Here is a 13,878-nt window from a genome sequence, read left to right on the forward strand (position 1 = left end):
GTTAAGTCCCCCTTTTGTCAGTTCCGAAGTGGCTTGCCTTTGACGAGCATATGTTGCATCCGTTGCTGCGATTTCGGTTCCCCGATGAGGCTTAGGAACGCCTCGCGCTCGATGTCGAGGAAGTACTGCTCGTCGACCATCGTGCCGTATGCCAAATCGCCGCCGCTGATGACGTGGGCAAGTTTTTTCGCAATCTTCAAATCGTGTTCAGAGATATAGCCACCGTAGAACATCTCGTACGCCGCGAGTTCGAGCGTCGCTTTCCCCGTTTGACCAACGACCGGCAACTTCTCACGAACCGGTGCGGTATAGCCGTCAGCGAGACCGAGTACCGTCTGTTTCGCATCGAACGTCAAGTGGTCGCGGTTCATCGAGATTCCGTCGACCGGACGGTGATAGCCGAGCGCTTTCGCGTCATAGGCCGACTTCGATACTTTCGCCATGGCAATGTTTTCGAACGTCTGTTGCGCCGCTTTCTCGATGTTTTGCATCGACTTCGGCGTCTGCTCGAGGAGTCGACGGTACGTGTTGACGTTTCCGCCCCCACCTGGGATGAGGCCAACACCGACTTCAACGAGACCCATGTATGTCTCGAGCGCCGCCTGCATGCGTGCGGCCGGCAAGCTGATTTCTGTCCCACCTCCGAGTGTCATGCCGTAAGGCGCGACGACGACCGGGCGACCCGCGTAGCGAATCTTCTGGACGACTTGTTGGAACTTGTTGATGATCCAGTCGAGCTCGTACCAGTTCTCGTCTTCCGCTTCCATGAGCATCATCGCGAGGTTGGCGCCGACACAGAAGTTCTTGCCGTCGTTGGCAAGGACAAGTCCTTTGAAGTCGGTCTCGACGAGGTCGATCGACTGTTCAATCATCTGCATGATGTCGACACCGATCGCATTGTTCGGTGACGTGAACTCGAGGGCGACGACGTCGTCGCCGATATCGATGAGGCGGGCCCCACCGTTCTCAAGGACGATGCCGTTCGACTTGGCGAGCGGCGTGAGTTTCACTTCTTTCGGGTTGACGGTCTTCTCAACGTACGTCTGTGACGCTTGGTCGTAATACTGGTCTCCCTTATAGAATGTCGTGTGTCCGGCAGCGAGCATCTCGTCGATCCACGCCGGGACGTCATACCCTTCCGCTTTCATGCGGGCGACCGACTTCTCGACGCCGAGTGCGTCCCACGTCTCGAACGGTCCGAACTTCCAGCCGAAGCCCCACTTCATCGCGTCATCGATGGCGACGATCGAGTCACTGATCTCGCCTGTGAGACGCGCCGAGTAGACGAGCGTCTTCGCCGTGACCGGCCAGAGCAGTTGTCCAATGCGTCCTTTGTTCAAGATGGCGCCTTTCAACTTCGCCTTCGAGCCCGGGAGCGATTTGATTTGGTCGAGCTCCGGACCTGTAATCGCTTTCAATTGTTCGTACTCGAACGTGTGAAGGTTGAGCTCCTGGATGACTCTGCCGTCTTTCTTATAGAAGCCTTGTCCGGCCTTTTGACCGATCCAGCCCTTCTCGACGAGCGTCTTCATTTCAGTTGGGACGTCGAACGTGTCCTTCTCTTCACCTGCGTCGAGCGTCTCATAGACATTGCCGGCGACGTGGACGAACGTGTCGATGCCGACGACGTCGAGCGTGCGGAATGTCGCCGATTTTGGCCGCCCGATGAGCGGTCCGGTGATCGAGTCCATCTCGCCGATCGAGGCGTTCTGTTTGAGCATCTCTTCGAACGTGACGAGGAGTCCGTACGTACCGATGCGGTTACCGATGAAGTTCGGTGTGTCTTTCGCTTCGACGACGCCTTTCCCGAGACGGTCCTCCGCGAAGCGGGCCATGAAGTCGATGACCGGGCGTGCCGTCTGCTCCGTCGGGATGAGTTCGAGCAGTTTCAAATAACGTGGCGGGTTGAAGAAGTGTGTCCCGAGGAAACGTGTCTTCAAGCCTTCCGGCAATACGCTCGCCATCGCCTCGATCGAGATGCCTGACGTGTTCGAGCTGAGAATCGCGTCTTCACGGATGTAAGGAGCGATCTTTTCGAACAGCTGTTGTTTCACGTCGAGCCGTTCGACGACGACCTCGATGACCCAGTCCGCTTCCTTCAAGCGCTCGAGATCATCTTCTAAGTTCCCCACGTCGATGAAGTTCAAATGATCCGCTGTCGCGAGCGGTGCCGGGTTCTGTTTCAATAGCTTCTGACGGTTCTCGGAAGCGATGCGGTTCCGCACTTCTGGTGACTCGAGCGTGAGCCCTTTCGCTTCTTCTTTCGACGTCAATTCACGTGGTACGATGTCGAGCATTAGCGAACGAATCCCCGCGTTCGCCAAGTGAGCCGCAATCCCCGCCCCCATTACTCCTGAACCGATGACGACCGCAAAACGGATGTTACTCGTCAAACGGAGGTCGGCTGATTGTTCGATGTGACTCGTCATATTGTTCCCCCCTCAATGAGAATGAATAGTGATTCATTTCAAGCGTAAAAAAAATCGCAATCACCATCGTGTTTACTCTTCTATCATAAATGAATGACAATTCATTCGCAAGCGTTCATTTTTCAAATTCGTTCCAATTTCGCTCAGGACGATTACATTTTGATGAGTGTGGTATAGACAGAAAGAGTCAATTTGAGAAAGGGGAATGTATACATGAGTGAGAATCGTTTAAACACAGTGGGGAACCGACACGATTTTGAGTCGTTCAAAAAGGACGGCCAAGAGCAGGCCCATCAACCGGGAATCGACTCGAAGATGGAGCCGTTCCCGATCTATGAGCGTGAAGGATATAAAGGAAGCGACAAACTGAAAGACAAAGTGGCCATCATCACAGGCGGCGACTCGGGAATCGGGAAATCGGTCGCCATCTTCTTCGCCCACGAAGGCGCGAACACGGTCATCGTCTATAAAGATCAAAACGAGCTCGAGGACGCCGAGGCGACGAAAGAGCGCATCGAGGAACTCGGGCAGGCCTGCCTCTTGTTGCAAGGAGACATCGGCGATTCGGACTTCTGCCAAGATGTCGTCAAACAGACGCTCGAGACGTTCGGCCACTTGGATATCCTCGTCAATAATGCCGCCGAGCAACATCCACAAGAGTCGCTCCTTGACATCTCGGATGAGCAACTCGAGCAGACGTTCCGGACGAACATCTTCAGCATGTTCTATTTGACGAAAGCCGCCCTTCCATATTTGAACGAAGGCGCGAGCATCATCAATACGACGTCCATCACAGCGTATCAAGGAAACGACCAGTTGATCGATTACTCGTCGACGAAAGGTGCAATCACATCGTTCACGCGTGCGCTCGCGAGCAACCTTGCCGAGAAGAAGATTCGCGTCAACGGTGTCGCACCAGGCCCGATTTGGACACCGCTCATTCCTTCGACGTTCCCGGCAGACAAAGTCGCCTCGTTCGGTGACTCAGCCGAGATGAAACGTCCGGGCCAGCCGGCGGAACTCGCCCCGGCCTATGTCTATCTCGCAAGTGACGATTCGACATACGTCAGCGGGCAAGTCATTCACGTTAACGGTGGAACGGTCGTTAACGGCTAAGAATGTTTGGAGTCTCAGTAATTTACTGAGGCTTCTTTTTGTGCCATGCATCCCGTCGGTGCCCATGCTTTCAGGACGTTGACTGACGCATTTCCCTGACATTGAAAACGAGCAACACCCTCTGTCATTACACATGTACACTAATGCTAACAAGTAAAAATGGAGGCCAATCGATGACAAATCAGCATGACGATGAAGAAGAGTACGACGAAGACATTTTAGAGTTCGACCCGCGTTTTTCCCATGAAGCCAAACTGGAAGTCAATCTGAACGATTCCGGTGTCAATTTCGTCGGCAACGCCGAAGGCTATCTCGCCCTTGCAAGAATGTTCACGTTTTTAGCTGAAACGCATATGTCTATTCGCATGGAAGAAAATCCTTCGCCTGACATAAATACTTCCTATTGGGTATGGTCCATATCATATGACCGATTACATCCGAGATGCGTTCATTCAAAATAAACAGTACCTGTTTACACCAGGCGCCTTGCAAGATGTGAACCCTGAATACGAGAAAGAACTTTTCTTTTGGCTATCCGATCAAATCGGTCCCGATTTTTGGGTGAATGACGACGAGACCAAGAAACAATGACAGGGTACAGTAACGGAATCGTTGTTGTCTTAAGATGTATCCATGCGTTATATGAATTCGACTTAGAAGAATACTCACTTCCAGACGTCGCGCAAAAGAGGAGAATTCATTCATGCGTAATGACACGACCTTCTTTAAAGGACGAATCAGCTTGTTCCTTGTAGCCCCACTCTGTTTCGGTTTAATCGCAGGCTGTTCTTCTACCCAAGACACAGATTATAGTGGGGTTGATCTTCAAGGGCACATTGTAGAGGTGAGTGCTGATAAGTCGATGATGTTAGTTGAAGATCAAAAGCAAGGTCAAATCTGGGTGGATGTGTCTGGCCTGAATGATGAGTTGGAACAGCTGCACAGCCCGGTCGAGATCAACGTCTGGTTAGGCGGTCCCGTCGCGGAAGACCATCTTACTGTAAGGAAGGCCGAACGGATCGACGTCATCAAATAATAGAGAACGCATCAAAAAAGCACGAACGCCCTCGACGGACGTTCGTGCTTTTCTCATTTCTTGACCATTCCTTTTAACACGAACGCGACGTTCGCCGGACGTTCTGCGAGGCGGCGCATGAAGTAGCCGTACCAGTCACGGCCGTATGGCACGTAGACACGGACTTTGTAGCCTTGACGGACGAGCTCGAGTTGACGCTCGACCCGGATGCCATACAGCATTTGGAACTCGAACTGGTCGAGTGGGATATTGTTCAGTTTCACATGCTCGATGATTGCATCGATCATATGGTCGTCATGTGTCGCGATAGAGGCGTAGTTCCCGTTCGCAAGATGGAGTTTGACGAGCTTCAAGTAGTTGTGGTCGACGTCTTCCTTTTCGGGGAATGCGACCGTCGCCGGCTCTTTATATGCCCCTTTGACGATGCGAAGGTTCGGCTTGAGCGGTGCGAGATGGTTGATGTCATCTTCCGAGCGGTACAAGTACGACTGGATGACCGTCCCGAGGCCGTCGAAGTCCGCTTTCAACTTCTTGAACAAGTCGAGCGTCTTCTCGCAGCGCGTCTCGTCTTCCATGTCGATGGCGACGAATACGCCGACTGCTTTCGCCGTCGTCAAGATTTGACGCATGTTGTCTTCAATCAACTCGTCCGAGATGTCGAAGCCGAGTGACGTCAACTTGAGTGACATATAGGCATCAAGCTTCTCTTCTGCCATGATTTCAATCGCCCGGATGATTTCATCGCGGTTCTCGTTCGCTTCCGCGACCGTCGTGATGAACTCTCCTAGATGGTCGACCGTGACCGATAAGCCTTTCGCGTTCAACTCGCGAATCGTCGGCACCGACGTCTTAAAGTCTTCCCCCGCCACAAAGCGCGAAGCCCCGAACCGAAGCCCGTATTTTTTAGCCAAACTGTTGAGTGTTTTGTTTTGAGACATGTAGATAAATCCATCGCGCAACACTTTTTCCATCTGATTTTCCCCCTTACGTTTACACCCATCTATCTCTATGACGATGTCTGAAATTATTATGACATACAAACGTCAATTCGTCTGTAATTTTGTAATCGTTTTCAGGATTTCATTTCCCTCTATTTAGAAAAAACAGACTCCCCGCGGGACGTCCGTTTCAAAGGCCCGTATTCGGTGCCACGTAAAACAAGATGCTGAGGAAAACGAACACGCTTCCCGCCAGCACGAACAGGTGCCAAATCGCATGGTTGAACGGAAGCTTCTGCCATACGTAGAAGATAATCCCGACCGAATAGGCGATCCCGCCGGTCAGGAGCAACATGAAGCCGTTATGACCGAGCGACTCGTACAGTGGACGGATGGCGATGAGACAAATCCAGCCGAGGCCGAGATAGGTCACGTTCGACACCCACATGTATTTGCCCGTCGAGAACAACTTCCAGACGATTCCGAGCACGGCGACACCCCACACGATGCCGAACAACGTCCAACCGAGCGTCCCTTTGAGCGAGACGAGCGCGAACGGCGTATAACTACCGGCAATGAGTAAGTAAATCCCGGCGTGGTCGAACACTTGGAGCACGCGTTTCGCCCGTGGATGCGGAATCGCATGCATGAGTGTCGAGAATAGGTACAGTAAAATCATCGATGCCCCGAACACGCTCACCGCGATGACGTTGCCGGTACTGCCCGTCTCCGTCGCCGTCATGATGAGCAAGACGAGCGCGACGATACTGAAGATGATGCCGAGCCCGTGGGTGATGGCGCTCGCAATCTCTTCCCCAAGCGTATCCGCATGGAGCATCTCTTTTAGTTTCTCTTGTTCCATTCGCGTCCCACCTTCCCATTTATCCCTCTAGTATGGTCATTTCCCGGTTTCAACGCAAATAAAAACATGGGCCGAAGCGACCCATGTTTCGTGATTATGCGACTTCCTTCACCGGAACGTCACATTCCATATTTTGTGCCCGCATCGCTTTCGCGCGCATGTGGAACAAGACGAGCAACGTGATTGTCCCGATTGTAGCGATGACGTACGGGATGACCCCATCCATCTTGAAGCCAATCGGTGCCGTCAAAATGTAGAACCAGACGGCATACAACATGAACGTCCCTGGGATGAGCGCGATATAGTGGTTGCGCCCTTTGATGTACAAGTACATCGCCCCGACGAATAAGGCGATGACCGCCGTCGTCTGGTTGGCCCAGTTGAAGTATTGCCAGAGCATCTGGAAGTCCATGTTCGTGAGCACGTATGAGATCGCGAAGAGCGGAAGTGCGATCCAGAGGCGTGACGAGAATTTCTTCTGCGCGATGCTCATGTAGTCGGCGATAATCATCCGCGCGCTACGGAACGCCGTATCACCTGACGTGATTGGCAAGACGATGACACCGAGGATGGCGAGCGTACCGCCGATGCTGCCGAGCATGAGTGTCGCCACTTCTTGAACGACAAGTGCCGGTGTACCCGTTTGAATCAACCCGAGCAATTCGCCTGGCTCAAAGATGGCCATGGCTGCCGCGGCCCAAATCATGGCGATGACCGCTTCGACGATCATCATGCCGTAGAAGATTTCACGACCATTGCTTTCTTTCATCGTCGTCCGCGAGATAATCGGCGACTGCGTAGCATGGAACCCAGACAACGCTCCACATGAGATTGTGAAGAAGAGGAGCGGCCAGATAGGCAAACCGTCCGGATGCATGTTCGTGAGTGTCATCTCTGGAATCTGATAACCTTGTGTGAACAGGCTGACCGCAATCCCGACGGCACTGATCATGAGGAGCGCCCCGAAGAACGGATAGATGCGTCCGATGATTTTATCGACCGGAAGGAGCGTCGCCAAGATGTAGTAGGCGAACACGGCGAAGATGACGATCGTGAGCGTCGTCGCATTGCCGTCGAACAAGTTGTTGATCATGTTACTCGGTGACGTGACGAATACCGTCCCGACCAAGAGTAAGAGTAAGAGTGCGAAACCGTTGACGACGTGGCGGAGCGAGCGGCCGAGGAACTTCTCAGCGAGCTGCGGCAAGTGCGCCCCGTTGTTACGGAGCGAGATCATGCCCGTCAAATAGTCGTGCACCGCTCCCGCGAAAATCGATCCGAAGACGATCCAGAGGAAAGCGACCGGTCCGTAGAGCGCCCCCATGATCGGTCCGAAAATCGGTCCGACACCAGCGATGTTCAACAGTTGAATCATCGAGTTCCGTTTTTTCCCCATCGGCACGTAATCGATGCCGTCTTGTGACGCATAGGCAGGCGTCGTCCGCTCTTCTTTAATGCCGAACGTCTTCTCGACGTAGCTGCCGTACACTTTGTACCCGACGAATAAAATCGCCAAGGCAATAAAAAATGTAATCATGTGTGCTGTCCCCTTTTGTACATATGTAGCCAATCCCCGTCGGCCCCGAAAAAATGAATCCCGTTGTTTTACACGTATAATGTAAACGCTTACGTGACTGATTATACAGCAGTACCCACTATTTTGTAAGGGGTTTCGTTCACTTTTTTGACACAAAATAAAGCCCTCAAAACTGAGGGCTCGTTCATTGATTAACGAAGGGCCGGGACACCGACATGACCGGCTCCAACCACTTTCGTCTCTTCTTTTATTTGACCGAAGAGTTCACTGACGATCGTCACCGTTTGGCGAAGCTTGAGCGGTTTCGTCACGAGCGTGTACTTGCCGTCTTTGTCCGCTTTCGCTGTCGCGAGCACTTTGTCGCCATCTTTCAGCGTGACCGTCGCGTTCGGCGTCGTCGTGCCCGTCACCGCTTTCGCACCTGGCTTGATCGTGTTCACCGTGAGGGCGAGGTCGACCGCCGCTGTATCAAGGTCGATTGTATACGTGCGGAACAGGCGGTTTGCGTCATCTGCACGTGTCGTCTCGGTCGCTTCGATGCCTTCGTACAAGTCGACGTATTGCTTACCGGCGTCAGCCGTCTCAAACTTGGCTGTCCGTTTCGCGTCGGCGACAATCTTCCAGTTGTCGTCCGCTTTGTATTCGAGCTTGCCAGAGACGATATAGTCCGAGATGACGTTCCGTGTCTCATACGCCGAACGATAAACGATGTTCTTCCCACCACCGAGACCTGGGAACGATGTCGAGCCGGCGCGATAGTTGTTCGTCGCGACGAGGAACTCTTGGTCGAGTGTGATCGGCTTGCCATTGTACTTCACGTTTTTGACGCGGTTCGCATCTTTGTTTTCCTCAATCAGTTTCCCGCCTGCATCGAACTTGGCAGGACCCGTCACGTCGATTTCATACGTGAGACCGTCGAGGATATCGAAGTTGTAGCTGCGGAAATCCAAGTTGAGCAACTCATCGTTCGTATCCGAGACTTGTTTGTACGCCCCGGCTGACATCTCGAGCCAATCCATCACGTCCGCGCCCGTCACTTTGACGACTTCGAGCGTGTTCGGGAAGACGTATAGGTCGGCCACGTTTTTCAATGCGATCGAGCCTTTCGGGATGTTCGTGTAATAGCTCGCGTCCGTCAACTGACGGTTACCCGCCTTGAATGGTGCCCCGGCTGAAAGGATCGGGAGCTCTTTATACGCCGCGAGCTCCGGGTTCGTCGCAAGTTCTCTCTCGACGTACCATTTCTGCGCGTTCGTTACGAACTGGACCGACGCATCGTCACGGACGAGCGCGAAATAGCTTTGGATATCGTCTTGAATCTCACCGACCGGGCGGTTGATGTATTCAATCGTCGCCTTATGGTCCGCATCGATGGGCGAGGCGATCATCGGGTCGACCGGCGTGTCCGCCTTGACCGTGTCGAGTTTCGCGTTCGCATCGAGCACGTTCCATTTGCCGTCGACGAGCTCGAGGTCGAGGTCGATGACCCCGAGGTCTTTCCCTTGGTTGTTCGCCATGACGACCGGCTTGCCGTTGATTGTCCCTTTGTTCATATCCACGTTCGGGAATGAAGTGAACATCCCTTTTGCGTCAGGGAAACGACCGTGCTGGTGACCGGTCATGACCATGTCGAGCCCTTCGATTTTTGTGAGCGTATAGCCGACGTTTTCTTCCCCGTCCGATTGCTCATCCGCGAGTGTCGCACTTTCCCCGATCCCTGAGTGCGCGAGCGCGACGACGACGTCTGCGCCTTGCTCTTTCAATTTGGCGACGGCCGCTTTTGCTGCCGGTACCATATCATCTGCCGTCACCTTGCCTTGGAGGTTCCCTGAATCCCACGACATGATTTTCGGCGGCACGACTCCGAACACACCGACTTTGATCGTATGCGTCTCGCCGTCCCCGTCGACGACTTGGCGTTCGATGATTTGGACTTCTTGTCCGTTCTCGTTGTATTTCGAGACGATCGGCTCGCCCGACAAGTCCTTCACGTTCGAGTTGACAAAGCGAAGCTTGCCTTTCGATCCTTGCATCGCGTCATACAAGAACTGGAGCCCGAAGTTGAACTCGTGGTTCCCGAGTGTGACCGCATCGAACTCGAGTGCCGACATCGCTTGATACATCGGATGTTCGAACGCGCCTGGTGCTTTCTGATGCTGTTCGCGGACGTAATCCCCGAATGGCGTCCCTTGAAGCGTATCCCCGTTGTCGAACAAGAACGTGTTGTCAGTTCCTGCTTCCTCGCGATGTTGTTTGATGAGCGTCGCGACTTTCGTCAACCCGATTGTGTTGTCGACTTTGTCCTGAAAATAGTCGTAGTTCGTGATGTTCGTATGTAAGTCTGTAGTCTCCAAGAAGCGGAGCTTTACAACGTCTTCTGACGCGAGCACGTTCGGTGCGTGGAGCGGTAACGTCGCCGGTAATACGAGCGCTGTCGCAATCGTCCATTTTAAAGCTGTTCTCATATCCATTTCCCCTTTTTCTAAAAATGTCCCAACATCTTTTACTATATCATCAGCTTGTAAACGCAACCATCTGTTTTTTGTAAATTAATCCTCAAATTTCAAATCTAACAAATTCTTTTTCAATTTCTATTTGAGACGGCGTGAGACCGTGATACGATGAGAAAAACAGAACGCTTGTTCGTAAAAAAAGGAGAGGTGGCTATGCGACGTCGGATTTTTTGTATCGACAGCGTCTCATTCTATGCCAGTTGCGAGTGCGCCGCCCGCAAGTTGAACCCGTACAAGACGAAGCTCGTCGTCTTATCAAACCTCCAAGATCACGGCGCCCTCGTCCTCGCCGCGACACCGCCGATGAAACAACTCGGGATCAAGACCGGCTCCCGGCGCTTCCACATCGACCGGTTGCCGTGGCACGAGCGGCGGCACATCATCTACGCCGAGGCCCGGATGAGCCACTATTTGAACGTATCCGTGCAAATCGTCCACATCTTGCATCAGTTCGCACCCCCGGAGGCAATCCGCGTCTACTCGGTCGACGAGACGCTCGTCGACTTGACGGGGACGGAGCGGCTGTTCGGGAACGATGCGCACGTCGCCCGCCTCATCCGCTCGACCGTCTTCCGCTATACCGGCATCCCGGTCACGATCGGCATCGGTCCGAACAACGTCCTCGCCAAGCTCGTCCTAGACTTGCATGGGAAGAAGACGGGTGTCGCCAGCTGTTTCCTCCACGACGTCGAACGATTAATTCACCCGGCCCCGATCGGCAAGATGTGGGGCGTCGGCGCGAAGATGGAAGTCCATCTCCGGCGGCTCGGTATCGACACGATCGGCGACCTCGCCCGCTATCCGCTCGAGACGCTCCATGAGAAGTTTGGCGTCATCGGCGCCGAGCTGTGGCACCACGCCTGGGGCATCGATGAGTCGCCGACAATCCTCCCACCGAGCTCTTTGTTCGGGGCGAAACGGCAGCGGCCCCGGACGATCGGCCACGGCATCACGCTCATGAAAGACTATGCGACGTACGCGGCCATCCGGCTCGTCTTACAGGCCATCGCCGTGGAGGTCGGGATGCGGACGCGGCAGGCCGGACTCGTCGGCGGCAGCGTCCATCTCGGCGTCCGCTACACCCGGACGAGCGAGCGGCGCGGCTTCAGCAAACAAAAAAAGCTCGCCCGCTTCACAGCGGACGAGCGCGAGTTCTTGCCGGTGTTGTTGACGCTCTTCCTCGACGCCTGGGACGAGACGGAGGCGGTTCGTTACGTCTCGGTCGCCCTCGGCAAACTCGAGCCAAGGAGCGACCACGTCCAGCTGTCATTCTTCGAGGACGAGTGGGCCCGGGCACGCCGGTTCGACTTCCTCGACCTCGTCGATAGCTTGAACGTCCGCTTCGGGCGCGGCACGATCCGCCCGGCGTCGAGTTTACTGAAAGACAGTCCGCTCCGTACCCGCCAGCGGTTAATCGGCGGACATAAACAAGGAGGTGAATCGTCATGAGCCAGACCCGATACAAAGACCGCGGTGAATTGAAATGGATCCCTTTCCTCATGCCCGAGCACGTGGCGCTCCTGAAGAAATATTACGCCCACGTCCAAAAGATCGAGCTACCCGATTTGGATGAGCAGTTGCTCTATTTATGGCAGACCGAGCTCGAACGCGCCATCCGTGAAGGGGACGCCGTCGAGCTAACGCTGTTCGATAACGGCATGACCCATACGGTGCGCGGTTACGTCCACGCCATCTATTACGCCGAGCGTGAAGTCGAGCTGTTCGACACCGAGGTGCTTCGCATCCCGTTCGGTCAGATTCTGTCCGTCCGTTAAGACGCGTCAATCGCTGCCTGCGTCGTCTCGAACGTGTCGACGTGGTCAAGGACGCCATAATGCGTGAGCGTCTGGCGCACCGGTGCCGACAAGTGCGCGAAGACGACACGGCGGTCGGCCGCCTTTAACTCGCGGACGACGCGGCGAATCTCTTCGACGGCCGTCACATCGATGACGGGACAGCGGTGGAAGTTGAAGATGAAGACGTCGGGCTCGTCATGGATATGATGCAACACGTGCTCGAACATCTCGATCGCGCCGAAGAAGAGCGGCCCCTCGACGCTGAAGACGACCTGTCCGTCGCGCGTCACGTACCGTTCCGTCTGTTCGCGGACGTCAATCGTATCGGCCATCCGTTTCGCGAACAAGGCGAGCGCACAGATGACCCCTACCTCGACGGCGACGACGAGGTCGACGAACACGGTCAACCCGAGCGTGACGAGCAAAACGAGCGACTCGGCCGACCGATGCTTGAGCATCTCGAAGACGTGGTGCCGCTCCGACATGTTCCAGGCCACGCGCATCAAGATCGGGGCGAGGGCGGCCAATGGGACATAGCTCGCGAGCGGTGCCAACACGAGCACGGCGAGGAGCACCGTCAACCCGTGGATGACGCCGGAGCGGCGGCTGACGGCCCCGGCTTGAATGTTCGTCGCCGTCCGGGCGATGGCGCCGGTCGCCGGAATCCCGCCGAAGAACGGGACGACGACGTTGGCGAGCCCTTGCCCGAACAGTTCCTTGTCCGGGTTCATCTTCGTGCCGGCCATGCCGTCCGCGACCGCACCCGACAATAGCGACTCGAGCGCCCCGAGGAAGGCGATGGCGAACGCCGACGGCATGAGCGTCGCAATCATATCGAGGTCAATCGCGAGCCAGTTGAACTCAGGCAGTCCGCTCGGGATGCCGCCATAGGCACTACCAATCGTCGCGACTTCCCCTGGGATGACAAGACTGACGAAAGTCGGCACGAGCATCGCCATCAAGAGAAGCGGCAATTTGACAGGCAGTTTCGGTACGAGCCAGAGCGTCATGAAACCGACGGCGGCAATGAAGACAGGCCATAGGCTCGCTTCATGTAACGACGTCACGAGCTTCAGTAAATTCTCGTGGAAGTGCGGCGCCTTCTGAAACGAGATGCCGAACAGTTCATCGAGCTGGTCGACGAAGATGACGACGGCGATTCCGGCCGTGAACCCGATGGTGACAGCGCGCGGCATGAAGCGGATGAGTCGTCCGACGCGGAGTACGCTCATGAGGAACAACAGGATCCCCGCGAGGAACGTCGTCACGAGCAGCCCTTCATAGCCGTGCGCGAGCATGACGCCCGAGATAATCGGGATGAAGGCGCCGGTCGGTCCGGCGATTTGGAACGTCGAGCCCCCGAACAGGCTGACGAGGATCCCAGCGATGATGGCCGTGTACAGGCCGTACACCGGTCCGACGCCTGAGGCGATCGCGAACGCCATCGCGAGCGGCACGGCGACGACCCCGACGGTGATCCCGGCCGAGATGTCTTTTTGCCATCCTTGGCGTGATGTCATGAAGTTGTCCATTCTTGCATTCCTTCTTTCCATTATGTCGAAAACGAGTTCAGTGTACGCCTGTCCCCGTCCTTTGTAAACGACTCGGGCGAAACGTTAACATAATCGACAAAACAAAGACGCATCGCGAT

11 protein-coding genes are annotated in these 13,878 nt (G+C 54.8%); 5 read left to right on the forward strand and 6 right to left on the reverse strand.

All coding sequences use genetic code 11. The annotated features are described in order from the left end of the window. Positions 1-17: 17 nt before the first annotated feature. A complete protein-coding gene (locus KNP72_RS02415) occupies positions 18-2,429 on the reverse strand; it encodes a 3-hydroxyacyl-CoA dehydrogenase/enoyl-CoA hydratase family protein (RefSeq protein WP_214831974.1) in 2,412 nt (803 codons plus the stop codon). A 213-nt stretch (positions 2,430-2,642) separates the two neighbouring features. Between KNP72_RS02415 and KNP72_RS02420 the strand changes: the two genes are divergently transcribed. The 3 genes from KNP72_RS02420 to KNP72_RS02430 all read left to right on the forward strand — a co-directional run bounded on the left by KNP72_RS02420 (position 2,643) and on the right by KNP72_RS02430 (position 4,581). After that, positions 2,643-3,545 carry an SDR family oxidoreductase gene (locus KNP72_RS02420; protein ID WP_214717667.1) on the forward strand — a complete coding sequence of 301 codons (903 nt, stop codon included), beginning with the start codon at positions 2,643-2,645 and terminating at the stop codon, positions 3,543-3,545. 173 nt (positions 3,546-3,718) lie between these two features. Then, the gene (locus KNP72_RS02425) at positions 3,719-4,006 is read left to right on the forward strand and encodes a hypothetical protein (protein ID WP_251128814.1); all 288 of its coding nucleotides are present in this window, start codon (positions 3,719-3,721) and stop codon (positions 4,004-4,006) included. 401 nt (positions 4,007-4,407) lie between these two features. Continuing rightward, a complete protein-coding gene (locus KNP72_RS02430; RefSeq protein WP_214831975.1) occupies positions 4,408-4,581 on the forward strand; it encodes a hypothetical protein in 174 nt (57 codons plus the stop codon). 53 nt (positions 4,582-4,634) lie between these two features. Here the strand turns inward: KNP72_RS02430 and KNP72_RS02435 are convergent, their stop codons facing one another. From KNP72_RS02435 to KNP72_RS02450, 4 genes are all read right to left on the reverse strand, one after another. Then, positions 4,635-5,552, reverse strand: a complete 918-nt coding sequence (locus tag KNP72_RS02435; protein ID WP_214831976.1) for a proline dehydrogenase family protein — start codon at positions 5,550-5,552, stop codon at positions 4,635-4,637. A gap of 157 nt (positions 5,553-5,709) precedes the next feature. Next, complete coding sequence (gene trhA / locus KNP72_RS02440) at positions 5,710-6,381, reverse strand: PAQR family membrane homeostasis protein TrhA (RefSeq protein ID WP_214831977.1); 672 nt, start codon at positions 6,379-6,381, stop codon at positions 5,710-5,712. Between the two features lie 94 nt (positions 6,382-6,475). Next, positions 6,476-7,918, reverse strand: coding sequence for a carbon starvation CstA family protein (locus tag KNP72_RS02445; RefSeq protein ID WP_214831978.1), 1,443 nt, complete (start codon positions 7,916-7,918; stop codon positions 6,476-6,478). A 191-nt stretch (positions 7,919-8,109) separates the two neighbouring features. Further along, on the reverse strand, positions 8,110-10,383 hold the full coding sequence (locus tag KNP72_RS02450; RefSeq protein WP_214831979.1) for a bifunctional 2',3'-cyclic-nucleotide 2'-phosphodiesterase/3'-nucleotidase: 2,274 nt from the start codon (positions 10,381-10,383) through the stop codon (positions 8,110-8,112). A 201-nt stretch (positions 10,384-10,584) separates the two neighbouring features. Between KNP72_RS02450 and KNP72_RS02455 the strand changes: the two genes are divergently transcribed. Then, the gene (locus KNP72_RS02455) at positions 10,585-11,880 is read left to right on the forward strand and encodes a Y-family DNA polymerase (RefSeq protein WP_214831980.1); all 1,296 of its coding nucleotides are present in this window, start codon (positions 10,585-10,587) and stop codon (positions 11,878-11,880) included. Next, entirely contained in the window at positions 11,877-12,206 is a 330-nt protein-coding gene (locus KNP72_RS02460) for a YolD-like family protein (RefSeq protein WP_021065472.1), read from the forward strand. Before KNP72_RS02455 ends, KNP72_RS02460 begins: the two co-directional genes overlap by 4 nt. Here the strand turns inward: KNP72_RS02460 and KNP72_RS02465 are convergent. Beyond that, on the reverse strand, positions 12,203-13,747 hold the full coding sequence (locus KNP72_RS02465; protein WP_251128815.1) for a SulP family inorganic anion transporter: 1,545 nt from the start codon (positions 13,745-13,747) through the stop codon (positions 12,203-12,205). The genes KNP72_RS02460 and KNP72_RS02465 overlap by 4 nt on opposite strands. Positions 13,748-13,878 lie beyond the last annotated feature (131 nt).

This window comes from Exiguobacterium sp. s152 (assembly GCF_018618335.1).
Taxonomy (GTDB): domain Bacteria; phylum Bacillota; class Bacilli; order Exiguobacteriales; family Exiguobacteriaceae; genus Exiguobacterium; species Exiguobacterium chiriqhucha.

Bases quoted from the DNA above. Each gene is read 5' to 3' on its own strand.
- KNP72_RS02415 (WP_214831974.1), bottom strand. From the start codon at position 2,429: ATGACGAGTCACATCGAACAATCAGCCGACCTCCGTTTGACGAGTAAC.
- KNP72_RS02420 (WP_214717667.1), top strand. From the start codon at position 2,643: ATGAGTGAGAATCGTTTAAACACAGTGGGGAACCGACACGATTTTGAG.
- KNP72_RS02425 (WP_251128814.1), top strand. From the start codon at position 3,719: ATGACAAATCAGCATGACGATGAAGAAGAGTACGACGAAGACATTTTA.
- KNP72_RS02430 (WP_214831975.1), top strand. From the start codon at position 4,408: ATGATGTTAGTTGAAGATCAAAAGCAAGGTCAAATCTGGGTGGATGTG.
- KNP72_RS02435 (WP_214831976.1), bottom strand. From the start codon at position 5,552: ATGGAAAAAGTGTTGCGCGATGGATTTATCTACATGTCTCAAAACAAA.
- trhA (WP_214831977.1), bottom strand. From the start codon at position 6,381: ATGGAACAAGAGAAACTAAAAGAGATGCTCCATGCGGATACGCTTGGG.
- KNP72_RS02445 (WP_214831978.1), bottom strand. From the start codon at position 7,918: ATGATTACATTTTTTATTGCCTTGGCGATTTTATTCGTCGGGTACAAA.
- KNP72_RS02450 (WP_214831979.1), bottom strand. From the start codon at position 10,383: ATGAGAACAGCTTTAAAATGGACGATTGCGACAGCGCTCGTATTACCG.
- KNP72_RS02455 (WP_214831980.1), top strand. From the start codon at position 10,585: ATGCGACGTCGGATTTTTTGTATCGACAGCGTCTCATTCTATGCCAGT.
- KNP72_RS02460 (WP_021065472.1), top strand. From the start codon at position 11,877: ATGAGCCAGACCCGATACAAAGACCGCGGTGAATTGAAATGGATCCCT.
- KNP72_RS02465 (WP_251128815.1), bottom strand. From the start codon at position 13,747: ATGACATCACGCCAAGGATGGCAAAAAGACATCTCGGCCGGGATCACC.